At 65.5% G+C, this 26,556-nt stretch carries 23 protein-coding genes; 19 read left to right on the forward strand and 4 right to left on the reverse strand.

The window, feature by feature from the left end:
- Positions 1 to 3 precede the first annotated feature (3 nt).
- Entirely contained in the window at positions 4 to 588 is a 585-nt protein-coding gene (locus CYJ10_RS09615) for a TMEM175 family protein (RefSeq protein ID WP_101681539.1), read from the forward strand.
- A gap of 16 nt (positions 589 to 604) precedes the next feature.
- On the opposite strand, the gene CYJ10_RS09620 is transcribed toward CYJ10_RS09615, so the two are convergent.
- Entirely contained in the window at positions 605 to 1,645 is a 1,041-nt protein-coding gene (locus CYJ10_RS09620) for an AraC family transcriptional regulator (RefSeq protein ID WP_101681540.1), read from the reverse strand.
- Positions 1,646 to 1,724: 79 nt separating this feature from the next.
- Between CYJ10_RS09620 and CYJ10_RS09625 the strand changes: the two genes are divergently transcribed.
- Positions 1,725 to 2,948, forward strand: a complete 1,224-nt coding sequence (locus CYJ10_RS09625; protein ID WP_101681272.1) for an MFS transporter — start codon at positions 1,725 to 1,727, stop codon at positions 2,946 to 2,948.
- Between the two features lie 42 nt (positions 2,949 to 2,990).
- Here the strand turns inward: CYJ10_RS09625 and CYJ10_RS09630 are convergent, their stop codons facing one another.
- Entirely contained in the window at positions 2,991 to 4,691 is a 1,701-nt protein-coding gene (locus tag CYJ10_RS09630) for an arylsulfatase (RefSeq protein ID WP_101681273.1), read from the reverse strand.
- Between the two features lie 423 nt (positions 4,692 to 5,114).
- On the opposite strand from CYJ10_RS09630, the gene CYJ10_RS09635 reads away from it, so the two are divergent.
- Genes CYJ10_RS09635 through CYJ10_RS09650 form a run of 4 tightly spaced genes read left to right on the forward strand, consistent with a single transcriptional unit; the run spans position 5,115 to position 9,209 of the window.
- Positions 5,115 to 5,765: a GbsR/MarR family transcriptional regulator gene (locus CYJ10_RS09635; protein ID WP_101681274.1), complete on the forward strand. Its 651-nt coding sequence runs from the start codon at positions 5,115 to 5,117 to the stop codon at positions 5,763 to 5,765.
- 3 nt (positions 5,766 to 5,768) lie between these two features.
- Positions 5,769 to 7,142 (forward strand): cytochrome ubiquinol oxidase subunit I, encoded by a 1,374-nt coding sequence (locus tag CYJ10_RS09640; RefSeq protein WP_101681275.1) that lies wholly within the window; start codon positions 5,769 to 5,771, stop codon positions 7,140 to 7,142.
- Positions 7,139 to 8,176: a cytochrome d ubiquinol oxidase subunit II gene (locus tag CYJ10_RS09645; protein WP_101681276.1), complete on the forward strand. Its 1,038-nt coding sequence runs from the start codon at positions 7,139 to 7,141 to the stop codon at positions 8,174 to 8,176. Before CYJ10_RS09640 ends, CYJ10_RS09645 begins: the two co-directional genes overlap by 4 nt.
- A gap of 49 nt (positions 8,177 to 8,225) precedes the next feature.
- Positions 8,226 to 9,209 carry an oxygenase MpaB family protein gene (locus tag CYJ10_RS09650; protein ID WP_374703245.1) on the forward strand — a complete coding sequence of 328 codons (984 nt, stop codon included), beginning with the start codon at positions 8,226 to 8,228 and terminating at the stop codon, positions 9,207 to 9,209.
- 153 nt (positions 9,210 to 9,362) lie between these two features.
- On the opposite strand, the gene CYJ10_RS09655 is transcribed toward CYJ10_RS09650, so the two are convergent.
- The gene (locus tag CYJ10_RS09655) at positions 9,363 to 10,913 is read right to left on the reverse strand and encodes an MDR family MFS transporter (protein ID WP_101681277.1); all 1,551 of its coding nucleotides are present in this window, start codon (positions 10,911 to 10,913) and stop codon (positions 9,363 to 9,365) included.
- A 263-nt stretch (positions 10,914 to 11,176) separates the two neighbouring features.
- On the reverse strand, positions 11,177 to 13,201 hold the full coding sequence (locus CYJ10_RS09660; protein WP_101681278.1) for a methyl-accepting chemotaxis protein: 2,025 nt from the start codon (positions 13,199 to 13,201) through the stop codon (positions 11,177 to 11,179).
- 916 nt (positions 13,202 to 14,117) lie between these two features.
- Here CYJ10_RS09660 and CYJ10_RS09665 point away from each other — a divergent pair.
- The 13 genes from CYJ10_RS09665 to rfbC all read left to right on the forward strand — a co-directional run bounded on the left by CYJ10_RS09665 (position 14,118) and on the right by rfbC (position 26,536).
- Positions 14,118 to 14,438: an RNA chaperone Hfq gene (locus CYJ10_RS09665; RefSeq protein WP_101681279.1), complete on the forward strand. Its 321-nt coding sequence runs from the start codon at positions 14,118 to 14,120 to the stop codon at positions 14,436 to 14,438.
- A gap of 276 nt (positions 14,439 to 14,714) precedes the next feature.
- On the forward strand, positions 14,715 to 15,905 hold the full coding sequence (locus CYJ10_RS09670) for a FliC/FljB family flagellin (RefSeq protein ID WP_101681280.1): 1,191 nt from the start codon (positions 14,715 to 14,717) through the stop codon (positions 15,903 to 15,905).
- Positions 15,906 to 16,031: 126 nt separating this feature from the next.
- Complete coding sequence (locus tag CYJ10_RS09675) at positions 16,032 to 16,412, forward strand: flagellar protein FlaG (protein ID WP_101681542.1); 381 nt, start codon at positions 16,032 to 16,034, stop codon at positions 16,410 to 16,412.
- A 48-nt stretch (positions 16,413 to 16,460) separates the two neighbouring features.
- On the forward strand, positions 16,461 to 17,876 hold the full coding sequence (gene fliD / locus CYJ10_RS09680) for a flagellar filament capping protein FliD (protein WP_101681281.1): 1,416 nt from the start codon (positions 16,461 to 16,463) through the stop codon (positions 17,874 to 17,876).
- A 16-nt stretch (positions 17,877 to 17,892) separates the two neighbouring features.
- Positions 17,893 to 18,342 carry a flagellar export chaperone FliS gene (gene fliS / locus CYJ10_RS09685; protein ID WP_101681282.1) on the forward strand — a complete coding sequence of 150 codons (450 nt, stop codon included), beginning with the start codon at positions 17,893 to 17,895 and terminating at the stop codon, positions 18,340 to 18,342.
- 2 nt (positions 18,343 to 18,344) lie between these two features.
- Positions 18,345 to 18,674, forward strand: a complete 330-nt coding sequence (locus CYJ10_RS09690; protein WP_101681543.1) for a flagellar protein FliT — start codon at positions 18,345 to 18,347, stop codon at positions 18,672 to 18,674.
- Between the two features lie 73 nt (positions 18,675 to 18,747).
- Entirely contained in the window at positions 18,748 to 20,097 is a 1,350-nt protein-coding gene (fliK, locus tag CYJ10_RS09695; RefSeq protein WP_101681283.1) for a flagellar hook-length control protein FliK, read from the forward strand.
- Positions 20,094 to 20,396, forward strand: a complete 303-nt coding sequence (locus CYJ10_RS09700; protein ID WP_101681284.1) for an EscU/YscU/HrcU family type III secretion system export apparatus switch protein — start codon at positions 20,094 to 20,096, stop codon at positions 20,394 to 20,396. Before fliK ends, CYJ10_RS09700 begins: the two co-directional genes overlap by 4 nt.
- A 216-nt stretch (positions 20,397 to 20,612) precedes the next feature.
- A complete protein-coding gene (locus tag CYJ10_RS09705; RefSeq protein WP_101681285.1) occupies positions 20,613 to 22,865 on the forward strand; it encodes an O-linked N-acetylglucosamine transferase, SPINDLY family protein in 2,253 nt (750 codons plus the stop codon).
- Positions 22,862 to 23,635 (forward strand): glucose-1-phosphate cytidylyltransferase, encoded by a 774-nt coding sequence (gene rfbF, locus CYJ10_RS09710; protein ID WP_101681286.1) that lies wholly within the window; start codon positions 22,862 to 22,864, stop codon positions 23,633 to 23,635. Before CYJ10_RS09705 ends, rfbF begins: the two co-directional genes overlap by 4 nt.
- A 32-nt stretch (positions 23,636 to 23,667) precedes the next feature.
- The gene (rfbG, locus tag CYJ10_RS09715; protein WP_101681544.1) at positions 23,668 to 24,723 is read left to right on the forward strand and encodes a CDP-glucose 4,6-dehydratase; all 1,056 of its coding nucleotides are present in this window, start codon (positions 23,668 to 23,670) and stop codon (positions 24,721 to 24,723) included.
- Positions 24,720 to 25,973 (forward strand): class I SAM-dependent methyltransferase, encoded by a 1,254-nt coding sequence (locus CYJ10_RS09720; protein WP_101681287.1) that lies wholly within the window; start codon positions 24,720 to 24,722, stop codon positions 25,971 to 25,973. The genes rfbG and CYJ10_RS09720 overlap by 4 nt, the downstream gene beginning before the upstream one ends.
- Positions 25,970 to 26,536, forward strand: a complete 567-nt coding sequence (gene rfbC, locus CYJ10_RS09725; protein ID WP_101681288.1) for a dTDP-4-dehydrorhamnose 3,5-epimerase — start codon at positions 25,970 to 25,972, stop codon at positions 26,534 to 26,536. Before CYJ10_RS09720 ends, rfbC begins: the two co-directional genes overlap by 4 nt.
- Positions 26,537 to 26,556: the final 20 nt, after the last annotated feature.

Below are 26,556 nucleotides of genomic sequence, written 5' to 3' on the forward strand. Positions count from 1 at the left end.
TTCATGACTATCAACAAAAGCCGGCTCGAATCGTTCAGCGATGGTGTGATTGGCGTCAGCCTGACGCTGATGCTCTATCAGATCCAGTTTCCAACGGAATTCAACTGGAATGGCCTGCGTTCGGAGGCCCCGCATTTTTTTGGCTACGTGCTGAGTTTCATTTACGTCGGCATTTACTGGAACAACCATCACCACCTGTTCCAGCTGGTGCGCGGCATCAACGGCAAGGTGATGTGGGCAAATCTGCATCTGTTGTTCTGGCTGACGATGATCCCGATCACCACCACCTGGACGGGCAAATCGGATTTCTCGGCGATTCCGACGGCACTCTACGCCTTCGTGCTGTTCATGTGCGCGATTGCCTACTGGATTCTGGAGCGCGTCATCATCGCCACGCAGGGTAAGGATTCTTCGCTCGCAGGCACCATCGGCAAGGATCTGAAGGGCAGGCTGTCGCTGGTCGTGTATGCGTTGACGGTTGGCGTGAGTTTTTTCAGCACCACCGCCGCAACGCTGATGCTGATTGCCATGGCGGCATTCTGGTTCTTCCCCGATTCACGGATCGAGAAATATCTCCTGTTGCATTAATCCAAACCCGACCAGCTTACGGCACAGCCCGGGTGGCGTAAGCCGCGTCAACCTCCGCGCGCACCGCCCCTGGTGGCCGTCCGACCACCCGCTTAAATGCGCGGCTGAACGCAGCGAGCGACCCGTAGCCGAGCCGGTACGCGACGGATTCGATCGCCTCCCGGTCGCGTGCGATCCATTGCGCGGCGAGTCGCATCCTCAGCTCGGTCAGGTAGCGCACGGGCGTCATCCCAGTCGCCGCGAGAAATCGCTCGGCAAACACCGAACGCGACACGCCCGCTTCGACGGCCAATTCCGCGACGCTCCAGATTCGGCCCGGATCGCGATGCAGCGCGACGATCGCGCGGCCGAGCTTCGGATCGAGCAGCGCTTGCACCCAACCCGTTGCGTCACCACAGCCGCACTCGACCCAGCCGCGGACGATGAACGAGGCGACTACGTCCGCGAGCCGCGCGAGGATCCCCGCGAATCCTGCGCGCTCCGAGCAGGATTCGCGCTCCATCGCATCGAGCATCGGGCGGATTTCGGGGTAACGCGCGAGCAGTGTGCCGACGTGCATGAACTCCGGCATCGTGCCGACCAGCGGCTGCATGCCGCCAAGATCAAACTCCATGCACCCGCTGAAGATCAGCGCGTCGCCGACCGTCGAATCGGAGCTCGCGCACGACGGTGGCGCACCGACCGACGCGACCGAGTCGCAGATTTTCGCGGTCTCGAAGGCACTGATGGGGCGGCACGCCGCGTCTGGATCGGACACAAGTGAATGCATGCTGCCGTGCGGCAACAGGATCGCGTCACCGGTTTCAAGCCTCATCGTCGCGCCAGCCGCGTCGCGCAGCAGGACGGGGCCGCGCCCGACAAAATGGAACTGCGCGCGTCCCGGGACGTGACCGAAGCTCAACCCGAACGGGCGCAGGACCTGGATGCGGCGATATTGGACGCCGCTCAGGCGCATCCCCAGCAGCAACTCGCTGACGAGGTCGCGCACGTCGGGAACAGGAAGGGAAGCGGACATTGGATCCGGACGATTGATCAATGATTGCGGATTGTATGTCATATACCGTCCGACCATCGCCGCTTACGATATGCCGTCATTGGCACTTTTCCCGACTTTTCCTGACATGGAACCACCACGCATGAATCCCGGAATTTCCAACGCCGCTTCGCTAGCGGCTCCCAGCGAACCCGCCTGGGGCGCGGTCTTCGCCATGTCGCTTGGCGTGTTCGGCCTCGTCACAGCCGAATTCCTGCCCGCGAGCCTGCTCACGCCGATGGCCGACAGCCTCGGTGTGACCGAAGGTGTCGCCGGGCAAACAGTGACGGCCACCGCAATGGTCGCGCTCATCACGAGCCTGCTGACCGCTGCCGCGACGCGTACAATCGACCGGCGGCGCGTGCTGCTCGCATTTTCGGTGCTATTAGTCGCATCGAATCTCGCCGTTGCGTTTGCGACCGACCTCACAATGATTCTGGTTGGTCGCGTTGTGCTCGGCATCGCGCTTGGAGGCTTCTGGACGATGGCGACGGCCACCGCGATGCGGCTCGTGCCCGCTGCGATGGTGCCGCGCGCGCTGTCGATCATCTTCAGCGGCGTGGCTGTCGCGACGATCGCCGCTGCCCCGCTCGGCAGCTATTTCGGCCACCTGATCGGCTGGCGCAACGTGTTCCTGTTAGCAGCGGCGCTTGGCGGCGTCGCGTTTCTGTCGCAGGTCGCCACGCTGCCGTCGATGCCGCCGAGCGGAACGACGCGTCTGCGCACGTTGATCGACGTGCTGCATCGACCGACCGTCGGCCTCGGAATGTTCGCGACGACGCTCGTATTCACCGGACATTTTGCGTTCTTCACGTACCTGCGGCCGTTCCTCGAACAGGTCGCAGGCGTCGGAGTCAACGGGCTGTCGGCGATCCTGCTCGGCTACGGGGTCGCGAACTTCGTCGGCACGTCGCTCGCCGGCCGCGTGCTTGAACACCGGCTGCGGCCGATGCTGATTGCAATGCCAGCGCTGATGGTCGTGCTCGGCATCGGGCTCGTAGCGCTCGGCCGTGCACCAATGATCGACGCGGTGCTCGTAGCGCTTTGGGGGATGGCATTTGGCGGCGTGCCGGTCGCATGGTCGACTTGGGTCACGCGCACCGTACCCGATGAAGCCGAGAGCGCGGGCGGCCTGATCGTCGCGGCCGTGCAGCTTGCGATCGCGACCGGTGCAGCGGCAGGCGGCGTCGTGTTTGACGCAAACGGCGCGGCTGGTGTGTTCATCGGGGCGGCCGTCGTGCTAGCCATCGCGGTTGCGACGATCGTGACGGGCGTGCCGAAACGAGTACAGACAGTATCCGCGCTAGTCGAGGGTAGACCGCAATGATGGGGTAGACCGCAGGGTGTCCGGCCAACCCCATCACGGGCTTTACTGCCTGGTGCCCTTATTAATGGACTGCATCACCGCTTCGGTCATCTGGTCGATCGTGAAGCTGGCCGGTCTCTGGCTGGGCGGATAGTCCTTGAACGTTTGGAGGAATGGTGCCACGCGCGACGATGCATAACTGATCATGTACGCGTTCTTTGCCGTCCAGTCGTAGTATTGGTCGGAAACGATGTCCGCCCGCTCGTAGGGGTCCATGCGCAGGTTGAACGCCTTCGGCACGCGCAAGCACGTGAACGGGTTGGCCCACACTTCGAAGCCGCCCGGGTGCCGCTGCTCACAGAAGACGAACTTCCAGTCGTTGTGCCGCATCGCAACCAATACGCCATCGTCGTTGAAGTAATAGAAGTCCTGGCGAGGGCCCGTGTTCGTCTGTCCGGTCAGGTATGGAAGGAAGTTGTACCCGTCCAGATGCACCTTGAAGGTCTTTCCGCCAATGCTGGCGCCCTTTAGCAAACGATCCTTGATGTCGGTATCGCCGGCCGCGGCAAGCAAGGTCGGGAACCAGTCGAGCCCGGAGATCATCGTCGTCGACACGGTACCGGGCTTGATCCGGCCCGGCCACCGGATCATCGCCGGGACGCGAAACGCACCTTCCCAGTTGGTATCCTTCTCGCTTCTGAACGGCGTGGTCGCAGCATCCGGCCATGACCACTGATTGGGGCCATTGTCCGTTGTATAGATGACGATGGTGTTGTCGGCAATCTTCAGATCGTCGAGCGATTTGAGCAGCTTGCCCACATCGCCGTCGTGCTCGATCATGCCATCGGCGTATTCATTGCCTGGCATGCCGCTCTGGCCTTGCATGGACTCGCGCACATGCGTGAAGGCATGCATGCGCGTCGTATTCATCCACACGAAGAAAGGCTTGTCGGCTTTCGCCTGCTTTTCCATAAAGCCGATCGCGGCCGCTGTGGTTTCGTCGTCGATCGTCTCCATCCGCTTGCGGTTCAGAGGGCCAGTGTCGTCTATCTTGCCGTCCGCGAAGGAATGGAGAACACCGCGAGGGGCGTTCGCCTTCACCCAGGCCGTATCGTTCTTCGGGTAATAGGGGCGCTCAGGCTCCTCTTCCGCATTCAGGTGGTAGAGGTTGCCGAAGAACTCGTCGAAGCCGTGTGCAGTGGGCAGGTATTCGTTGCGGTCTCCAAGGTGGTTCTTGCCGAATTGCCCCGTCGCATAACCCAGTGGCTTGAGCGCTTGGGCGATGGTCACGTTCTGCGCCTGCAGGCCGATCGCGGAGCCGGGAATGCCAACCTTCAGCAAGCCCGTACGCAAGCCAACTTCACCGGTGATGAACGTGGAACGTCCCGCCGTGCAACTGTTCTCGCCGTAGTAGTCGGTGAGCATCATCCCTTCGCTGGCAATGCGGTCGATATTGGGTGTACGGTAGCCGACCACGCCTTGGCTGTAGGCGCTGATGTTGGTTTGCCCAATGTCATCGCCGAAGATGACCAGGATGTTCGGCTTCTTGCCAGACGATGCGGGGGCATTCAGCGCGGGCGCAGAGGCAGCATCCACCGGTGCATTGGCCGCGACCGGCGGATTTTCCCTGGCCGGCGCTGGCGCTGCCGCGCTGGACTCCGGCGCCGGAGCGGGCGCTTGTGCCGCTGGCTGCTGCGTCTTTGGTGACTCGTCCTTCTTGCCACAGCCCGTGATCGCGAGGACTGCTGCCATCGTGGCCAGCATCAACAGGCTGCAGCCCGTTTGTCTCGCCCTCCCTTCCTTGTCTCGATGCATGTGCGCCCCCATTATTGGCCACCATCAGTTCGTTGCTGCCCTCATCAGTGCCCCCCAGCCACTCGGAGACGGAAAAGCCGGCCCTTATTGCCCCGGTTTTCCCTCCGCAATGCACAAATGGCGCCCAGAATGCACCTAAAGACTATCGTTGCAGAAGAAATTGCGAAGTGGAATTGAGAATTTTCGGACCGAGATTTTAGTGATCTTTGACCAGGTATTCGGGCCGCATCAGTGCCATCGCCAGCGGCAAGACCAGGATCGTGTGACACCCACCTGCGACACCCCGCCACACCCGATAACACCCACCCCCCCGCGCATGTTTTTAAGTTTTGTTCTAAACTTTCACAAATTTCTGAAAGTTCAAAACAGACAATGCAGCTCTCGCCCCTGGTCCAGCGCTTTGTCCTCCACTTCGGTGAGATGGGCAGTCGCTGGGGGATCAACCGTACGGTTGGTCAGATCTATGCCCTCCTCTTTACCGCCGCACGCCCCCTGAATGCGGACGAGATCGCCGAGTCACTCGGGTTTTCGCGCTCCAACGTCAGTATCGGGCTCAAGGAATTGGAGTCCTGGAATCTGGTGAAGCTGTCGCACCAGCCCGGCGACCGCCGCGAGTATTTTTCCGCGCCCGACGATGTCTGGGCGATCTTCCGCACGCTGGCTGAGGAACGTCGCCGGCGCGAGATCGACCCCACGCTGTCGATGCTGCGCGAAGTCCAGCTGGAAACGCCGCTGTCCGATGAAGACCGGCATGCGCAGGCCCGCATGAAGGAAATGTACGGGCTGATCCTGCTGGTCACCACGTGGTTCGGCGACATGCAGAAGCTCGATGTCGCCACCCTCGAAAAGCTGATGCGCCTGGGCTCGCGCGTCACCAAGCTGCTGGACGTCAAGGACCGGCTGACCTCTGCCATCGGCATGGGCGGCGCCGCGAAAGACAAGACCGCCAAGGCCGACAAGGCCCCGGCAAAGGCCGCCGGCAGCAAAACCCCCGCAAAGTCAGCCCGCCCCCGCAAGGAGTAACCCGTGTTTGCAAGTGTCGATCCGGTGATACTGGCGCGCATCCAGTTCGCCGCGAATATCACGTTCCACATCCTGTTTCCCACCATCAGCATCTCGCTGGCGTGGGTGCTGCTGTTCTTCAAGCTGCGCTACAACAAGACCGGCGATGAAAGCTGGATGGACGCCTACCGCGTCTGGGTCAAGATTTTCGCGCTGACGTTCGCGCTGGGCGTGGTCAGCGGCATCACCATGAGCTTCCAGTTCGGCACTAACTGGCCCGGCTACATGGAGACCGTGGGCAATATCGCCGGCCCGTTGCTGGCCTACGAGGTGCTGACGGCGTTCTTTCTGGAAGCCACCTTCCTGGGCATCATGCTGTTTGGCATGCGGCGCGTGGGCAATCGCATGCACACGATCGCCACGCTGCTGGTGGCCGGCGGCACCACGCTGTCGGCGTTCTGGATCCTGGCGCTGAACTCGTGGATGCAAACCCCAGCCGGCTTCGAGATGATCGACGGCCGCGCGCACGTCATCAGCTGGCTCGAAGTCATCTTCAACCCGTCGTTCCCCTACCGGCTCGTGCACATGCTGCTGGCGTCGGGCCTGACCGTGGCCTTCCTCCTGGCTGGCATCTCGGCCTATCGCTGGCTGCGCGGTGACCGGACCCGCGAAGTCATGCACTCGCTGCGCACCGGCGTGACGCTGGCGGCGTTGCTGATTCCGCTGCAGATCGTGGCTGGCGACCTGCACGGCCTGAACACGCTGCATCATCAGCCGGCCAAGATCGCGGCCATGGAAGGCATCTGGAAGACCGAAAAAGGCGCGCCGGCCGTGCTGTTCGGGCTGCCCAACGCCGCCACGCAGTCGAACGATTTCGAGATCGCGATTCCCAAGCTGGCGTCGATCTACCTGACCCACAAGGCCGATGGCGAAATCAAGGGCATCGACGCCTTCGGCGATCGGCATCCGCCCGTGGCGCCGCTGTTCTTCGCATTCCGCATCATGGTGGGCGTGGGCCTGCTGATGCTGGCCGTGTCGTGGCTGGGCACCTGGCAGATCCGCCGGCAAGGCGCGCCGTCGCCATGGCTGGCTCGCGTGCTGGTGGCGATGACGTTTTCCGGCTGGATCGCGCTGGTGGCGGGCTGGTATGTCACCGAGATCGGCCGGCAGCCCTATCTGGTCTATGGCGTGCTGACGACCGCGCAGGCTGCCTCCAAGGTGCCCGCCGCCATGATCGGAAGCACCCTGGCCATGTACCTATCGCTGTATCTGGCGCTGATCGTGGCCTACATCTCCGTGGTCTTCCACCTGGCCCGCAAGGCGGGCAAAACCGACGCATCCGGCCCCGCCGTCGGGACGCCGCAAGCCATCATCGGCCAACCCAGGAGCGCGCAATGAACCCGGCCACGATTCACGACCTGACCCAGCCGGCCGGCTGGCTGCCGCTGGTGTTCCTGGCGCTGATGGGCCTGTCGATGCTGATCTACGTGATCCTCGACGGTTACGACCTGGGCGTGGGCGTGCTGCTGCGCCGCGCCGACGATGCCGACAAGGACACCATGATCGCGTCGATCGGCCCGTTCTGGGATGCCAACGAAACCTGGCTGGTGCTGGGGGTGGGGCTGCTGCTGACGGCGTTTCCGCTGGCGCATGGCGTCATCCTGACCAACCTGTACCTGCCCGTGGCGTTGATGTTGGCGGGGCTGATCATCCGCGGCGTGGCGTTCGACTTCCGCGTCAAGGCGCGCGATCCGCATAAGCCGTGGTGGAACTTCGCGTTCTACGCGGGCTCGCTGCTGGCCAGCTTCTCGCAAGGGCTGATGCTCGGGCTCTATATCACGGGCTTCCGCTACGACCTGCCCAACCTGCTGTTTGCCGTGGCCGTGGGGCTGTGCCTGGTGGCCGGCTACTGCCTGCTGGGTGCCACGTGGCTGATCATGAAGACCACGGGCAGCCTGCAGTTGCGTGCCATCTACTGGGCCCGGCGCAGCCTGTGGCTGACAGCGGCTGGCGTGGCGGCGATCTCCGTGGTCACGCCGATGGTCAGCACGCGCATCTTCGACAAGTGGTTTGCGCTGCCGAACATCATCATGCTGGCGCCGATTCCGTTGCTGACGATGGGGCTGTTCGTGGTGATCGAGCGGTTCCTGCGCCGCATGCGCAACCTGCACGCCAACGGCAACGACCGCTGGTGCTGGGTGCCGTTCGCGGGCACGGCCGTGATCTTCCTGCTGGCGTTCAACGGCCTGGCCTACAGCCTCTTTCCGTACCTGGTGGTCGATCGCATCGACATCTGGCAAGCGGCCAGCGCGCCGGAATCGCTGATGGTGATCCTGCTGGGCGCGGCGGTGGTGCTGCCGACGATCCTGGGCTATACGGCCTACGCCTACCGCGTGTTCTGGGGCAAGGCCACCGACCTGCGCTACGACTGACGACCATCCGTCGCCTTCGGGGGTGACGGCGCGGCGGCACGGCGGGTGTATGCTGGCGACAGCCAGACAACACCCGCTTTTTTCGTTTCGTACCTTGTCCGCCTCGCCCGACCCCACTCACCGTACGCCTGCGGGCGCCACCACCGGTCCGCTGCTGCGTCGCCTGCGCAGCCACGCGGGCAATCAGGTTCGCGCGCTCACGCGCAGCAATTCCGGGCTGACGCTCGACTACGACAATCCACCCGGCGACCCCGGCCTGTTCGGCCCGGACGCCGTCTGCTGGCGCGTGCATGCCGACTTTCCGGCGATGCTGGCCGGCGGCGTCAGCGCGCTGCTGCTGCAGGCGCTGCACCCGCGCGCGCTGGCCGGCGTGTGGGATCACTCCACCTTCCGCACCGACATGCAGGGCCGCCTGGGCCGCACCGCGCAGTTCATCGCCGGCACCACCTATGGCAGCCGGGCCGATGCCATGCAGCTGATCGAACGCGTGCGGCGCATCCATGCGGCGATCCAGGGCACGGCACCCGATGGCCAGCCCTATGCGGCCGACGACCCCGACCTGCTGACGTGGGTGCATGTGGCGGAGGTATCGAGCTTCATGGCGGGATACCTCCGCTACGTGGGTCCGCTGTCCGTGGCGGAACAGGACCGGTACTTCGCGGAGGAAGCCACGGTGGCGGCCCTGCTGGGCGCACCGGACGTGCCGCGCTCGCGCGCGCAGGTCGACGCCTATCTGGAAGCGCAGCGCCCTGGCCTGGTGAACAGTGAACGTACGAAGGAAGTGGTCCGGCTGATCATGGCAATGCCGGTGGCCAACCCGCTGCTGGTGCCGGCCGTGCGGACCATGGCCGATGCGGGCGTGGCCCTGCTGCCGCCCTGGGCGCGGCAGATGCTCGACCTGCACCGCCCGTCGCTGCGCCGCTCGCTGGCGCTGGCCGGCATGCGCGGCCTGGCGCCGACGCTGCGCTGGGCGCTGGGCCCGGGGCTGGCGGCACGTGCCCGGAGACGGGTGGCGGCCCAACCTGCTGTTTAGCTCCGCTCTCCCGCATGGGAGAGGGGTTGGGGGCGTTTCTGCTTGCCGAAGTGGCAGATCAAGCCGCCAGTCCGCTTCCCTGGCCCCGTTTCCCTGGCCCCTCTTCCCTGGCCTCTCCCCATTTCATCGGGAGAGGCGAAAACCAACCCGAACCTACTCCGCCGTGGCCGCTGCCTTGGCCGCCGCAGCCGGGCTGCCGCGCAGCGTCGTTTCCTTCAGGCGGACCACAAAGAACGGCGCGATCAGCGACACCGCCGCGCTCATCAGGAACAGCACGCGGAACGCGCGCTCGGCGGCCACGCGCACCGCAGCCGCGTCGGCCTGGTCGCCGCCCGACATCGCGCGGCGGAACATGCTCATCAGCACATCCTCGCCACCGCTCATGTCCGATACGGCCACGCCGCTATGGCGCAGCAACGCGATCAGCACCGTGGTGAGCACGGCCACCCCGACGGCCCCGCCCAGCAGCCGCGAGAACGCCGTCAGCGCCGTTGCGATACCCACCTGCTGCGGCGGTACGGAGTTCTGCGTCGCCACCAGCCCGCTGGGCAGTTGCAGGCCGATCGACAGGCCCAGCACAATCATCACCAGCGCCGCCAGCGTCACCGATTGCGGCGGCGTGAACGCCAGCGCCACGATGGCCACGGGCGCCACCAGGCAGCCCGTCATCTGCAGCGGCTTGTAACGGCCGCTCCACGACATCAGCCGGCCCGAGATATAGGCACCGAACGGAATCGCCAGCGTCAGCGGCACCAGCCGCAGCGCGGCCGTGTCGGCAGCCGCGCCGCCCACGACCTGAAAGCGCAGCGGCAACAGCACCGACATCGCGATCAGCTGAAAGAAGCACAGGAACAGCGTCAGGCAGCAGATGGCCACGGTGGGCACGCCCAGCATGCCAAGCGGAATCACCGGATCGGTGGCGCGGCGCTCCTGCCACAGGAACAGCAGCAGGCCGATCAGGCCCACCGCCAGCAGGCCGATGGTGTGCAGCTCCAGCGGCGAATGGCCCTGCCCCAGGCGGGTCAGGAACACCAGCACGCCCGACAGCCCGCCGCCGAACAGCAGCGCGCCCAGGTAGTCGATCTTGTGCTTGCGGCCGCTGACTGGCAGATGGCGCAGCGCGCGACGCACCACAACCAGCGCGATCAGGGCCAGCGGGATGTTGATCCAGAAAATCCAGCGCCACGACAGAAAGTGCGCCAGGTAGCCGCCGATCACCGGCCCGGCCATGCTGGCCACGGCCCACACGCCGCTGACATACCCCTGGTATTTGCCACGTTCGCGCAGCGGCACCACGTCGGCGATGGTGGCCTGCGACACCGAGATCAGCCCGCCGCCGCCCAGACCCTGCAAGATGCGCGCGACGATCAGCATCGGCATGGTCGTGGCCAGCGCGCAGGCGATGGATGCCAGCAGGAACAGCACGATGGCGAACGTCAGCACCGAGCGGCGCCCCAGCACATCGGACAGCTTGCCGTAGATGGGCGTCACCACCGTCGACGCCACCAGGTAGGCGGAAATCACCCAGGCCATGTCCTCGAAGCCGTTGAGCTGCAGCGCGATCTCGGGCAGCACCACGGCCACGATCGACTGTTCGAGCGCGCCGAGCAGAATGGCCAGCATCAGGCCAAAGATGACCTGCATGACGGGGACGTCAGCCGGGGGAGCGTCGGGAGAAAGCCGGGATGAGGGCGCTGCGGACATGGTGTGGCCTGGCTGGCAGATGAAGGCCCGGACGGGCTTCGCTGCTCTTCTGTCGGGTGAAGGAGACCGGCCATTTTAGGCGACTGCTGAAAACCGCGCTTGTCGATTCCCTTTCAACACCGGTTTTTTAAACCTGTTTCACGGCCAAAAAGAGACACCATCGTCACTTGACTGACGATAAATCGCGGCAGGCCGTCATCCGGGGCTGCCATGCCCGTGGCTGGCTCCGCCCCGGACACCGCCCCGCCGCACAGGCATCCGCGTTAGAACGTTTCCCAGTCGCCGCTATCGGCTGCTGCCGGGGTTGGCGCGGCGGCAGGACGACGGCGGGCCGGCGTGGCCAGCACGGGTTCCTTGCGCTGATGCGTGACTGGCGGGCGCGGTGCGGCCGGCTTGGCAGTCTGGCGCGACAGCACGGGGTCGGCCTTGGCCTTGCGCTGCACGGGCGGCCGGACAGCGGCGGGCACGGCGGCGACACGCGTCGGGGTCGAGGCCGAGGCCCGGGCCGTCACCGGCGCCGCTGCGGCCACGGTCGCGGCCTTGGCCGGCCGGGTACGCTTCACCGGCGCGGTGGCGGGCGCTGTAACGGGCTTGGTGGCGGGCTTGATGGCGGGCGCGGGCAGTGCCCGGACCGGCTTTGCAGCAATGGCGCGGGCGAGCCTGACGGTTTCCATCACGGCTGCGCGCGGCGCCACAGGACGTTCGCTGTAGCGTTCGGCCGATTCCCGGCCGCCCTGCCCCAGATCGAAACGCGCCACTTCGGTCACCAGGCCGCCGGCCTGCTGCAGCAGGCTTTCGGCGGCGGCACTGGCTTCTTCCACCAGCGCGGCATTCTGCTGCGTCACGCTTTCCATTTGCGTGATCGCCAGGCTGACCTGCTCGATGCCGGCGGTCTGCTCTTCGCTGGCGGACGAAATCTCGCCCATGATGTCGGTCACGCGGCGCACGGCGGTCACGATGTCGTCCATCGTCTTGCCGGCCACTTCCACCTGTTTGGCGCCGTCCTGCACCTGGCGCACCGATCCGTTGATCAGCTCACCGATTTCCTTGGCCGCCGACGACGACCGCTGCGCCAGGCTGCGGACTTCGGCCGCCACCACGCTGAAGCCACGCCCCTGCTCACCCGCCCGCGCCGCTTCCACGGCGGCGTTCAGGGCCAGGATGTTGGTCTGGAATGCAATGCCCTCGATCACGCCGATGATTTCCGACACGCGGGCCGACGACTTCGAGATGCCGTCCATCGTATCCACCACGCTGCGCACCGCGCGGCCGCCTTCGGTGGCCACGTCCGACGCGTTGACGGCAAGCTGGTTGGCCTGTCGCGCGTTCTCGGCGTTCTGGCGCACGGTCGACGTCAGTTGCTCCATCGATGCGGCGGTCTGCTCCAGCGAAGCCGCCTGCTCTTCGGTACGTTGCGACAGATCGGTGTTGCCGGTGGCGATTTCGCGGGCGGCGGTATCGATCGATCCGGCCGCCTGCTGGATGCCGCGCACCAGCGTGCCCAGCTGGCCGAAGGCGCGCTCCAGCGCGCCAAGCATGCGGCCCATTTCGTCCTGGCTGCGCACCTCGATCGCATGGCCCAACTGGCCTTGCGCCAGCGCCTCGGCCGCATCCAGTGCCTGGTGGGCGGGACGTGTCACCGAGCGCGCCAGCCCAATGCCCAGCAGCGTGGCGATGACGGCGGCCGCCGCCGACATGCCAATCAGCACGTTGCGCGTGAATACATACTGCGCCGAAGCCTCTTCGACGGCCGCCATGGCCATCTTGCGGCCCAGTTCGGCCGCGGCATCGAGGCTTTCAAAATACGCCGCCTGGGCGGCCGGCAGCGTCACGACCAACCCGGCGCGGGCACCGTCGAAGGCGCCGCTGCGCAGCTGCTGCAAGACAAGGTCGAGCTGGCCGTTGTAATTGGCGCGCACCTTGGTCAATTCCTCGAACCTCGCGTTGGAATCCGGGTTGGACGACGCCCGCAGTACCTTGCCCAGGCTTTCGAGCGTGGCACTGACCTGCTCGCGGATCTTGCCGACCTTCTCGGCGTTCTGCTCTGCCAGTGCCGGATCTTCCGTCAGGGCGGCGTCGCGCACCAGGATGCCGATCGTCAGCACCTGCTCCTTGGCCAGCTTCAGATCCATCACTCGCAGCAGCCGTTGCTCCACGGCCTGATGCATCGCATCGTTCATGCCGCCCAGCGCCCTGACACCCACCGTGGCCACCACGGCCAGCAGCACCACCACCACGGCGAATGCCAGCGACATCCGCGCGCCAATACCCAGTTTCCGCAAGCCCATGACTTCGTACCTTTCGTCTGTCGGGTTGTATTTGTACGAGCTGCGTCCGCCCGAGGAGGGGCGTCGCACGGCCCGGTAACGGCGGGGCGCACGCTGCACTTGAGCGAATAAATGAAATGGGGGGGAAAGTCGCTGCTCTTCCCCAAATTGAGGGTGCAGCGGGTGGCGTCTAATCTGCCCCAGGCACTTCGATCCCGCCGCAAATGGGTGGGCGAGGCGGTCGCTGGCAACGGCGGATCGCAGCGAAGGATGCGGGCTCAAAAAAAAGAAGCCCACGCGCGGGGTGCTCGTAGGCTTTCAGGACTGCTATGAAGGGACCGGCTGTACCCGGCCCCGAACCGCGAATATAAACCCGCTTACATGAGGTGTAAATCCTGCTTCTATCAGGGATTTCCCTCATAGCGGGTGTAACGAATGGCGCACATTAACGTCAAAAGTGATTGACAAAATCACTTTTGGACTTATCGATGAATTACGGACGCTTCCCGGAAACCTTTAGCTGGCGCGGGTTGCGGGCAGATCGTCAATTCGAGCCATCGGTGTCAAGCCTGCAAGTGCTACACGAATCACAATACGTCAGCAATTAATAAAGTAGAACAAATCCTCTAGGCCCAGCCCCCAAGGGGGTTCGTCAACGCTTGTAAAACTTTGTTACTCTCCCGCCTGAAGTATTCCCCTTCTCTCCTGGCAGAGACGATCCCATCCGGCAGCGGGGCAGCGCTCATCACTTTTGTGAAGCGCCTGTTCGCTGCCATCATGTCGTCATGTCCCTGCACCGGTTCCGAGAGCGAATGTTTCAATTCTCGCCGCGATCAGGCTGCCATAAACGTCACTTTTAGTGCGACGCCAAGCAAAGTCCCTGGTCATCGGACCGTTGTCAGCCGCCAGAACCCTCGCGGGCTCTTCCGGAGAAGTTGTGAAGAAGGAAATCAAGGCTCCCAGACCCAGCAGAAAGCTGCAGCAGTTGCAGTTCGCCGCGCACAGCGCCAGCCGTGCCGCGGTGGTCGTGCATCTGTCGAATGGCACGCGGCTCAATGGCATCGTGCTGGCGTCGGACAATTACATGATCCTGCTGGGGCGTACCGACGAGGATCCCACCCCGACACTGATCTACAAGCGCGCCATCACCGTGGTGACGCCCGCCCACGCGTCAACCGACACCGTGGCGATGCTGGACGCCGAAGTCTCGCCGGATTTCGTGCGCATCTTCATTCCGCGCACCCGCAAGCGCCGTTGAGGGCCCCGGCCGCCGCGCCGGGCAGGGGGCCGGCCGCCGCCGGCACCGCCTTCGTCTCTCTATATATAGAGGGCCACAACGGGGGCCATTCCGCGTACGGCACCTGCCATACACCAGATCGGGCTACGCCCGCAACTCGCGCAAAAGTCACTCTAAAGTCTTCCCCCCCACTGTCGATAACCTTTGCAACGGAGGCACTCTACGCCCTGCACTGCAGGCAGCCAACGTTACGGCACCCGCCGGAATGCCTACAACATTGCAAATAGGAGTCGTACCATGGCGCAAGTCATCAACACCAACATTCTGTCGCTGCAAACGCAGAGCAACCTGAACACGTCGCAATCGTCGCTGAACAGCGCGATTCAACGTCTGTCGTCGGGCCTGCGCATCAACAGCGCCAAGGACGATGCTGCTGGTCAAGCCATCGCCAACCGCTTCACCGCCAACATCAAGGGCCTGACGCAAGCTTCGCGTAACGCCAACGACGGTATCTCGATCGCTCAAACGACCGAAGGCGCGCTGAGCGAAGTCAACAACAACCTGCAACGCGTTCGTGAACTGTCGGTGCAAGCCGCCAACGGCACGAACTCGGCGTCGGACCTGAAGTCGATCCAGGACGAAATCAAGCAACGTCTGTCGGAAATCGACCGCGTGTCGGCTCAAACCCAGTTCAACGGCGTGAAGGTCCTGGCCAAGGATCAAAACATGTCGATCCAGGTTGGTGCCAACGACAGCGAAACGATTTCGATCGCCCTGAAGCAAATCACGTCCAAGACCCTGGGCGTTGCTGGCTTCAGCGTTGCCGGCCCGCAAGGCGCAACGGCTTCGATCGGTTCGGCTGCTGCTCAAACCGCCCTGGGTTCGGCCACGCCGGTGACCGCTGCTTCGGCAACGGGTATCGCCGCCGCTGACATCCAACGCGCTCTGGGCCTGAACACCTCGGCTGCCGTGAACTCGCAATCCGTGGTTGCCGACTCGAACGGCAACTGGTTCGTGCAAGTGAGCATGACCGGCCTGACCGCCGCCGACGACGCTGCTCTGTCGGCCAAGGGCTTCGCTGGCAACGGTACCGCCACGTCGACCACGATGTTCATCGCCGTCAAGCCGACCGACGCTTCGGTTTCGGGTTCCACCGCTGGCTTCACGCTGACCGGTTCGTCGCTGCAAGCTTCGGACTTCCAGCAAGCTGCCACGACCAACCCGCTGGCCACGATGGACAAGGCCCTGGCAACGGTTGACAACCTGCGTTCGAGCCTGGGCGCTGTGCAAAACCGCTTCGAGTCGACGATCAACAACCTGAGCACGACGGTGAACAACCTGTCGGCTTCGCGTTCGCGCATCGAAGACGCTGACTACGCAACGGAAGTGTCGAACATGACCCGCGCGCAGATCCTGCAACAAGCTGGTACGTCGGTTCTGTCGCAAGCGAACCAGACCACGCAAAACGTGCTGTCGCTGCTGCGTTAATCGCCGCGCCGCAAGAAACCGGGCCGCAAGGCCCGGTTTTTTTGCCGGAGTGCTTTGCAGGCAGACCACTGCCTGCAAAGCATTTCAACCGTACAGTTTTTCCTGCCCTACCGGACGGAGCTGACCATGGCATCTTCCACCCCCGTATCCCTGCCGACGGCACGCATCACCGCCGAGCCCGTGGCTGTCAGCCCGGCACCCGCCGCGCCGGCCACAGTCGCCGGCGCCGTGCATCCGGCCGCCACAGCACAGGACACCGGCAACCACGCCGGCTCCGGTGGCAGCTCCGGCAACATGGCAGCCGCCGTGGAAGAACTCGTCGACGTGCTCAAGACCACGTCGATCGGCCTGCGGTTCGAGATCGACGACACTACCCACCGCGTGATCACCAAGGTTGTGGACAAGGAAACCGGCGAGCTGATTCGCCAGTTGCCGAGCGAGGAGGTGCTGCGCTTCGCGCGCGCCATCGACAAGCTCCAGGGGCTGTTCGTCAGCCACGCAGTCTGATTCACCGCAAGCCCAATCAGTTGAAGCGATAACAACAGGTAGAAAAAAATGTCAGGTATCTCCTCCATCGGTATCGGCTCCAATCTCCAGCTGCAGGATCTGCTCGACAAGATCCAGACCAACGAAAACACCGCGCTGGACCAGATCAACACCCAGGCCACCAGCTTCCAGTCCAAGCTGAGCGGCTACGGCACCATCAAGAGCGTGCTGGACGCCTACTCGGCCGCCGCCAAGACCCTGGCCACCGCTTCGACGTTCGGCGCCGTGAAGGCATCGGTCGGCAGCGGCAGCGTGCTGTCCGCCACCACCGCCGCCAACGCCGTGGCAGGCAGCTACACCATCAACGTGACCTCGCTGGCCCAGGCCCAGAGCCTGGTGTCGAAGCAGGTGGCAGACCAGACCGCCGCCGTCGGCGGCGGCACGATCACGGTCGACTTTGGCGCAGACCTGGCCACCGGCGGCACGCCGACCAGCACCAAGACCGTGACGATCGGCTCGGACACGTCGCTGCAAGGCATCCGCGACTCGATCAACAAGGCCGGCATCGGCGTGACGGCCAGCATCATCAACGACGGCAGCGGCACGCCCTACCGCCTGGTGCTGACGTCGGACAAGACCGGTACGCAGTCGCAAATGCGCGTTTCGGCCGATAACAGCGCCGTGAACGGCATCGTCGGCTACGATCCGGCCCTGGCCACGCAGCCGAGCGGCATGCAGGAGAAGGTCAAGGCTGCCGACGCCGCGCTGACGATCAACGGCATCGACATCACGAGCCAGAGCAACACCGTGGCCGAGGCCGCCCAGGGCGTGACCCTGACGCTGACGGGTACCGGCACCACCAGCATGAGCGTGACGCGCGACGATGCGTCGATCAAGAGCGCCGTGCAGGGCTTTGTCACCGCCTACAACAACGTGCTGTCGGCCGCCAAGACGCTGACGGCCTTCGACACCGACGCCGGCACCAAGGGCGCCCTGAACGGTGACGGCACGCTGCGCAACATCCAGACGCAGATGCGCTCGATGCTGACCACCCCGATGTCCGACGGCAAGGGCGGCATGGTCACGCTGTCCGACATGGGCGTCGAGTTCAGCCTCGATTCCTCGAACTCGGGCTCGCTGAAGGTTGACGACGACAAGCTGACGAAGGCCATCGCCAACAACCTCACCGGCATGACCGCCTTCTTCTCGGGCACCAACGGCGCGTCGGGCATGGGCAAGACCATCACCGACTACGTCGACGGGCTGAACGCCACCGGCGGCGCGCTGACCGCGGCCACCGACAGCCTGACCACGACGCTGAAGGGCCTGGAAACCAAGTACAGCGACACGCAGGACCGCATCACCGCAACGATGGACCGCTACCGCGCCCAGTTCACGCAGCTGGATCTGCTGGTTTCGCAGATGAACCAGACCAGCAGCTACCTGACGCAGCAGTTCTCGTCCCTGACGTCCAGCAGCAAGTAAGAACCGGAGTATCGCCATGTTCGCGCGCCAAGGTATCAACGCCTATGCCCAGGTCGGTGTCCAGACCGGGGTGATGAGTGCCAGTCCGCACAAGCTGATCGTGATGCTGTACGACGGCGCGCGATCGGCCATCGCCCGGGCAAAGTTCCATCTGGAAAACGGCGAACTCGAAGCGCGCGGCAATGCGATCTCCAAGGCCATCAACATCATCGACAACGGCCTGCGCGCGGTGCTGGACCACGAGGCGGGCGGAGAAGTCTCCGCCAACCTCGAATCGCTGTATGAATACATGACGCGCCGCCTGATGCTGGCCAACCTGCACAGCGACGCCGATATGCTGTCCGAGGTGGACGCCCTGCTCGAGAATCTTTCCTCGGCATGGGCCGCCATCGATCCGGCCGCACCCGCAGACGCCGTGCCGGCAGAGTCGGCCCTGGCGTCACCACCCGCTTTGCAGGACAACTGATGATGTTTGCCATGTCCCCCATCGTTCGCAGCTACGAAGAGCTTCTGGTGCTCTCCGAGCAGATGCTCGACGCCGCACGCGCGTCGAACTGGGATGCGCTGACCGATTTGCAGAAGGTCTATATGGCCGAAGTGGACCGTCTGCGCATGCTCGACCACAGCGCACCGTTTACCGATAACGAACGCCTGCGCCGCTTCCAGTTGCTGGAACGCATCCTGGCGTACGATGCCCGGATCCGCGACCTGACCATGCCGCGCCTGGCCGAACTGGGCGCCCTGCTCAACAACTCGCGCCGCAAGCTCGAACTCTCCGCAACCTACGGCGCCATCTGATCTCGCGCCCTCCGGCTGACGGCGGGAACGGCGCGACGCGTATCGCATCCGCTCCCATCGCTGACACGCGTTCATGACCGGCATCCAGATTCCTTCCAGCCTGATTCCGCATCAGGCACCGGACCCGCAGCTATCGCGTCCCGCGCTGGCCATCGACAAGCTCGCGGCGCTGATGCCGGTGCAGGATGTGTCGCAAGGCGACGTGCAGTCGTCGACCGGCGAGACCGTCCAGGCACGCCAGCCCAACGCGCTGATGCCGGGCGGCACCGACCCGCGCCTGGCCGGGCAGACCACTTCCACGCGCGAGACGCTGAGCTTTGCCGCCAAGGCCATCCTGGATCTGTTCGAGGCGGGCGATGCCGTGCCGGCGCGCCCGAACTCGCCGCTGCTGGCTGCATCGCCTTCGGGCCAGCCGGGCGCCACGCAGGACCTGGCCAGCGCGCTGGCCCGCTTTGTGGACCAGAGCGGCCTGTTCTATGAGTCGCATCTGACCCAGTGGGTGATGGGCCAGCGCCCGTTGTCCACGCTGCTGCAGGAACCGCAGGCCGCGCTGCGCAATCCGGTCCAGGCCCAGGCTGCGCCACCGCAAGGCCAGCCGGCTTCGGCCTCGCCCGCCGCGCCGGCGCCTGCCGCCTTGCTGCCGTATGGCGGTCCGGCCGCGCCCAGCGCACTGCCGCCGCCCAGCGCAGCGATCCTGGCCGAACTGACACGTCCGGTCATCTATCCGTTGTCTACCGGCGTGCCCGGTCATGGCGCGCACGGCCAGCCGCATGCCGGCGACGCGGCACCGAATCTCGCCAATCCCGCGACAGCGCCGCAGACGCCGCAAAGCGCTGCCGCCGAGCAGCGCCTGGCCGCGCATGCGTCCGCTGCCGCGCACGCCTATCAGGTCACGGCCGAGATTTCGCACGAAGGCCACCACGTCGCCCAGGCCCAGCGTGCCGCCATCGTCGCCAGCTGGAATGCGCCGGACGGCAGCAGCCCCGCCGCCCAGGCGCAGCCCGATCCGGGCCCGCCCATCCATCCGTCCAGCGAAGGCGTGGTGCGCCAGCAGCTGGAACTGCTGGCCTCGCAACAGTTCCGCGCCACGATCGATGCCTGGCCCGGCATGCCCGTCGACTGGGAAATCACGCGCGAGCATGACCAGGAAGCCGGCGGCGGTTCTGCGGAACCGGCCACCTGGAGCACCCGCCTGCGCCTGAACCTGCAGGCGCTGGGCAGCGTCGATGCCGTGCTGACGCTGGGCACGCACGGCCTCGAAGCCCGCTTTGTCGCCGCCGATTCCGATGCCGCCGCACGCCTGATTCAGGGCCGCGCGGACTTCCGCACCCAGCTGGAGGCGCGCGGCATTTCGCTGCTGAACATGAACGTGTCGACGCAGGACGCCCCGTCGACGCCCACCGTCATCGCCCTGCCAGCATGAGCGACCAACCGTCCGACCGCGGCGCCGCCGTCGCCCTCTCCTACCAGACCAAGGACAACGCGCCCCGCGTGGTGGCCAAGGGCTACGGCATGTCCGCCGAGGCCATCATCACCCGCGCCCGGGACGCCGGTGTCTACGTGCACGGGTCGCCGGCACTGGTCAACCTGCTGATGCAGGTGGACCTCGACAGCCAGATCCCGCCGCAGCTCTATGTAGCCGTGGCCGAACTGCTGGCCTGGCTGCACCGGATGGACGAGCCGAACGCCGGCGTCTCCGAAGGCGTGCCGGCCCTGCGCTGACCCGCCTGCCCGGCCCCTTCCCGCGCCCTTCGCGCGCGCCCTTCCCCGCGCCATGCGGGGCGGCGAAAACGGCACCCTTGCCGCGCCCCGCTTGAAATAGCGCCAATTTCGGCCCGTGTTCCGGCCGCTGGCGCAGAACGTCCCTTGTTACTGTGCAGGCATCGATCAGCCCGTCCGTTTCGCGCGGGCCGACATCGCGCCTTCGCACACAACGCCATGAACAAGAACGCTTCAATGGGTCCCGCGCAGCGGATGATCCAGCAGGCCTGGAATGCCTACAACGCCAACAAGTATGCGGAAGCCCTGAAGCACGCGCGGGCCGCCAAGCGCATTACCGGGACGATGCCCGATGGCTATTACCTCGAATCGCTGGCGCTGTCTGGCCTGAACCACAACGAAGAGGCGCTGCGGCTGGCCGAAGCCGGCGTGCGCCGGTTTCCGAGCCATCCTGGCTTCCTGGGGCTCGCCGGCGCGCTCGAGGTGCAGCTGGAGAACTACGACAAGGGCATCCCGCTGCTGAAACGCAGCCTGGCCCTGCAGCCCGGCTCCGCGCATCTCTGGCAGGCACTGGGCACGGCCAGCTTCTACAACGGCGACTATTTCGAGGCGCGCCTGGCAGGCGAAAAGGCCGCGGCACTGCTTCCGAACGACCCGATTGCCATTGGCAACTATGCATCGGCGTTGCGCGAATCGGGCAGCACGATCGAATCCATCCCGGTCTTCCGCCGCGCCTGCGCCCTCGACCCCACGCAGCGCGTGAACCGTTCCAACCTGCTGTTCTCGCTGCTCTATGACGAGACCATCGGCGCCGAAGAACTGCGCCGCGAGGCCATGGACTGGGCCCAGACGCTGGGCCGCACCAAGATCGACGGACCGGAAATGCAGGCCAGCGAAGGCCAGCGCATCCGTATCGGCATCCTGTCGAACGACCTGCGCCGCCATGCCTGCGCGTACTTCCTGATCCCGCTGATCGCCAACCTGGACCGCACCCGCTTCGAGGTGCATCTGTTCTCGCTGTCGAACGTCAACGACACCATCACGAAGAAGATCCGCGTCTACGCCGAAGGCTTCCACAGCCTGTACAAGATGTCCGAAGCCGACGTCGTCAAGACGGTACGCGCCCAGCGGTGCGACGTGATGATCGACCTTGGCGGCTATACCGGCGCGTCGCCGCTGACCTACATGGTGCAGCGCCTGGCGCCGAAGCAGCTGACGTGGCTGGGCTACCCCGGCACCACGGGCATGGAGCAGATCGAGTACCGCGTGACGGACTGGACGGCCGACCCCGAAGGCTTCGACCACAACTACACCGAAAAGCTGCTGCGCGCGCCGGTGTTCAGCGCATTCCATCCGATCGTCACCAACCCGCTGATGATCTACGACGCCCGCTACCGCGTGAAGCCCACGCCGGCGCTGGCCAATGGCTACATCACGTTCGGTTCGTGCAACACCATCGCCAAGCTTGGTCCCAAGACCATGCGGCTGTGGAGTGCCGTGCTGGCCCGCTGCCCGAATTCGCGGATGCTCGTGGAAGCAGCCGGCTGCGATCAGGAAGGCGTCCGCGAGATGCTGTTCGAGCGCATGGCCGCCTACGGCATCGATACCTCGCGTGTGGAGCTGATCAACCGCGACGGCAGCAACCAGTACGTGACGTACCACCGCATCGACATCGCACTCGACACCGCGCCGGTCACGGGCGGCACCACGACCTGCGACGCCATCTGGATGGGCGTGCCCGTGGTGAGCTTCGCGGGCGATACGTTCCACCAGCGCGTGTCGGCCCCGTTCCTGCACGCCGCCGGCCTGGACGACCTGATCTGCGACAGCGAGGAACGCTACGTGGAAGTGGCCTGCGCGCTGGCTGCCGATATGCAGCAGCTCGACAACATCCGCCAGTCGATCCGCCCGCGTGCCGAGCAGAGCGAAATGTTCGACGCCCCGCGCTTCGCCGCGTGGTTCGAGGACCAGCTCACCGAGATGTGCAGCGAGACCAAGCCGGTGGCCGCACGCACCGAGCCGCGCCAGTCGGGCATCTTCTTCGCCGGCCAATGGTATCCGGCCGAGACCCTGCTGATGTCGGTGGCTGCACACATCCACCTGGGCGAATGGCAGGCCGTGCACAACGTGCTGGAAAACCTGACGTCTACCTGGTATCGCCACTGGGCCGTGGCCTATGGCCTGGCCGAGTACAAGTACCACAATGGCGCCACCGATACCGCCATCGACCTGCTCGTGGAAGCCATCGGCATGCGTCCGTACGCGCTGCCGCTGTACCGCAAGCTGGCGGCGTGGCTGGATGAGCAGCAGCTCGACAAGTCCGCGCTGGCATCGCTGCTGCAGGACCAGTTCGGCCTGACGCTGGCCACGCTGGAAGCCTCGCCGCCGCCCAACGCATTTGAAACGCTCGGGATCTCGCTGGAACTTCCCGTTGCCGAATCCGCCACCGAAGAAGCAGAGGTAACCGCATGAAAGCCGTCATCCTGGCCGGTGGCCTTGGCACCCGAATCTCCGAGGAATCGCACCTGCGGCCGAAGCCGATGATCGAGATCGGCGGCAAGCCGATCCTGTGGCACATCATGAAGATGTACTCGGCGCACGGCGTCAACGAGTTCGTGATCTGCCTGGGCTACAAGGGCTACGTCATCAAGGAATACTTCGCCAACTACTTCCTGCACATGTCCGACGTGACGTTCGACATGCGCGAGAACCACATGACCGTGCACCACCGCAAGGCGGAGCCGTGGAGCGTGACGCTGGTGGATACCGGCGAGGATTCGATGACCGGCGGCCGCCTGCGCCGCGTGCGCGAATACCTGACGCCCGGCGAGGCGTTCTGCTTCACCTACGGCGACGGCGTATCCGACATCGACATCAGCCGCGAGATTGCCTTCCACCGCTCGCACGGCCGCCGCGCCACCGTGGCTGCCGTACAGCCGCCGGGCCGCTACGGCGCGCTCGACCGCGGCGACAACGACCTGGTCAGCGGCTTCACCGAGAAGCCGCGTGGCGACGGCGCGTGGATCAACGGTGGCTTCTTCGTGCTGCAGCCCGAGGTGATCGACCTGGTCGAGGACGACAGCATGTCGTGGGAAGAAGCGCCGATGCGCGAACTGGCCCGCACCGGCCAGATGGCCGCCTTCGAGCACACCGGCTTCTGGCAGCCCATGGACACGCTGCGCGAGAAGAACCTGCTGGAAGACCTGTGGCAATCGGGCAAGGCACCGTGGAAGATCTGGTAACCGCCGGCAATCCGGCCGGCAATCCGGCCGGCGTGTTCGCGGCCTATCGCGGCCGGCGCGTCTTTGTCACGGGCCACACCGGCTTCAAGGGCGCCTGGCTGTCGCTGCTGCTCGCGCGCTTCGACGCGCAGGTGAGCGGCTACGCGCTGGCGCCGAACACCGAACCGAGCCTGTTCGATGCCGCGGACGTGCGCTCGGCGCTGGTGCGCCATACCGTTGCCGATATCCGTGACGCCGCCACGCTCGCGCAAGCCATGCAGGACGCGCAGCCCGAGATCGTGCTGCACCTGGCGGCGCAGCCGCTGGTGCGCGCCAGCTATCGCGATCCGGCGCAGACGTGGTCCACCAACGTCATGGGCACCGTGAACGTGCTGGATGCCGTGCGCGCCTGCGCGTCGGTGCGCGCCGTGATCGTCGTCACGACCGACAAGTGCTACGACAACAAGGAATGGCTCTGGGGCTATCGCGAAACCGACCCGCTCGGCGGCCATGACCCCTACAGCGCCAGCAAGGCCGGCACCGAACTGGTGGCCGCCAGCTATCGCAAGTCGTTCCTGGCCGAGCGCGGCGTGCTGCTGGCCACCGCGCGCGCCGGCAATGTCATCGGCGGCGGCGACTGGTCGGAAGACCGCCTGATCCCCGACGCCGCGCGCGCGGCCGCCGCCGGACGCACGCTGGAGATCCGCAGCCCGCAGGCCACCCGCCCGTGGCAACACGTGCTGGAGGCCCTGCACGGCTACCTGCGCCTGGGCAGCCGGCTGCTCGATGGCGACACCGCGCTGGCCGACGCCTTCAACTTCGGGCCCGAGCCGCGCGACAACCTGCCGGTGGCCACCGTGCTGGCGGGCTTGCAGTCGCACTGGCCGGAACTCGACTGGAAACACTGCCCCCCGCCGGGCGCCGCGCCCCACGAGGCGCGCAACCTGTATCTCGACGCCGCACGCGCCCGCACGGAACTGGGCTGGTCGCCACGCTGGACGCTGGAAGAGGCCCTGGCCGCCACGGCCAGCTGGTATCGCACCGTCCAGATGGACCCCGCCCAGGCGCGCGCCATCACTGAACGACAAATCGGGCAATTCTGCGCATGACCGCTCAACTCAACGCTCACCCCGCGAACTGCCGCGCCTGTGGCGCGCCGCTGACGCACACCATGGTGGACCTCGGCCTGTCGCCGGTCTCCAACGCCTTCATCAAGCCCGAGAACATCGCGCACGGCGAGATGTTCTATCCGCTGCATGCGATGGTTTGCGACAGCTGCTGGCTGGTGCAACTGCGCGATGCCACGCCGGCCGAGACCCACTTCCACGACGACTACGTGTACTTCTCGTCGTTCTCGACCTCGTGGCTCGATCACGCACGCCGCTATGTCGACGCCATGACCGCCCGTTTCGGGCTGGGGACGCAAAGCCGCGTGATGGAAATCGCCAGCAACGACGGCTACTTGCTGCAGTATTTCCACCAGAACGGCGTGCCCTGCCTGGGCATCGAGCCATCGGCCAACACCGGCGCCGCCGCACGCGCCAAGGGCATCGACAGCCGCGAGCTTTTCTTCGGCGAGCGCACCGCCCGCGCCCTGAGCGTGGAAGGCTGGCAGGTGGACCTGCTGCTGGGCAACAACGTGCTGGCCCACGTACCCGACATCAATGACTTCGTCGGCGGCATGCCGCTGGTGCTGAAGCCCGAAGGCGTGGTGACGCTGGAATTCCCGCACCTGCTGCGTCTGCTGGAGCAGAACCAGTTCGACACGCTGTACCACGAACACTATTCGTACCTGTCGCTGACGGCGCTGGTGCCGATTCTGGCGCGGGCCGGCCTGCGCGTATTCGACATCGAGCACCTGCCCACGCATGGCGGCAGCTTGCGCCTGTTTGCCTGCCACCAGCACGCCAGGCACGCCACCACGGCGGCCGTGCAGGCCTGCCTGGACGAGGAAACGCGTGGCGGCCTGAACGGCACGGCGCGCTACACGGCGTTTGCCGAAGGCGTGCGCCGGGCCCGCATCGACCTGCTGGCCTTCCTGATCGACGCCCGCCGCCAGGGCAAGCGCGTGGCCGCCTACGGCGCAGCCGCCAAGGGCAACACGCTGCTGAACTACTGCGGCATCGATGCCGACCTGGTGGAATACGTGGTGGACCGCAACCCCGCCAAGCAGGACAAGCTGCTGCCGGGGTCGCGCATTCCCGTGTTCGCGCCCGACGTCATCGACAGCCGCAAGCCCGACTACCTGCTGATCCTGCCCTGGAACATCAAGGACGAGGTGATGGACCAGATGGCCGGCATCCGCGCCTGGGGCGGCCGCTTCGTGGTGGCCATTCCCGAAACCGTGGTGCTGCCGTGATCTTCACGCCCGCCCGCATCGCCGGTGCCTGGATCGTCGACCCCGAACCGCTGGCCGACGAACGTGGCTACTTTGCGCGCACGGTCTGTGTGGAGACCTTCGCGGCGCACGGCATCGACGCGCGCTTCGTGCAGCAGAGCGTGTCGCGCAACACGCGTGCGGGCATCCTGCGCGGCATGCATTTCCAGCGCGGCGCGCATGCCGAGGACAAGCTCGTGCGCGTGACTACCGGCGCGGTCCATGACGTGATCCTGGACCTGCGCCCCGAATCGCCCACGTACCTGCAATGGCAGGCCGTGGTGCTCGATGCCGACGTGCAGCGGGCGATCTTTATTCCGAAAGGCGTGGCGCATGGCTTCCAGACCCTGACGCCGCTGTCCGAGGTGTTTTACCAGATGACGGTGCCGTTCGCGCCCGGCAGCAGTGCCGGCGTACGCTGGGACGATCCCGCCATCGGCATCGACTGGCCCGACTGCGCGGATCGCATGATCTCCGCAAAGGACCTGGCCTTGCCCACGCTGGCCGAACTGGCCGCGCCATCCCAACTTCACCCTGAAAACTGACTACCCCAAGCGGAGCCACC

Source organism: Cupriavidus pauculus (genome assembly GCF_002858765.1).
Lineage (GTDB): Bacteria > Pseudomonadota > Gammaproteobacteria > Burkholderiales > Burkholderiaceae > Cupriavidus > Cupriavidus pauculus_B.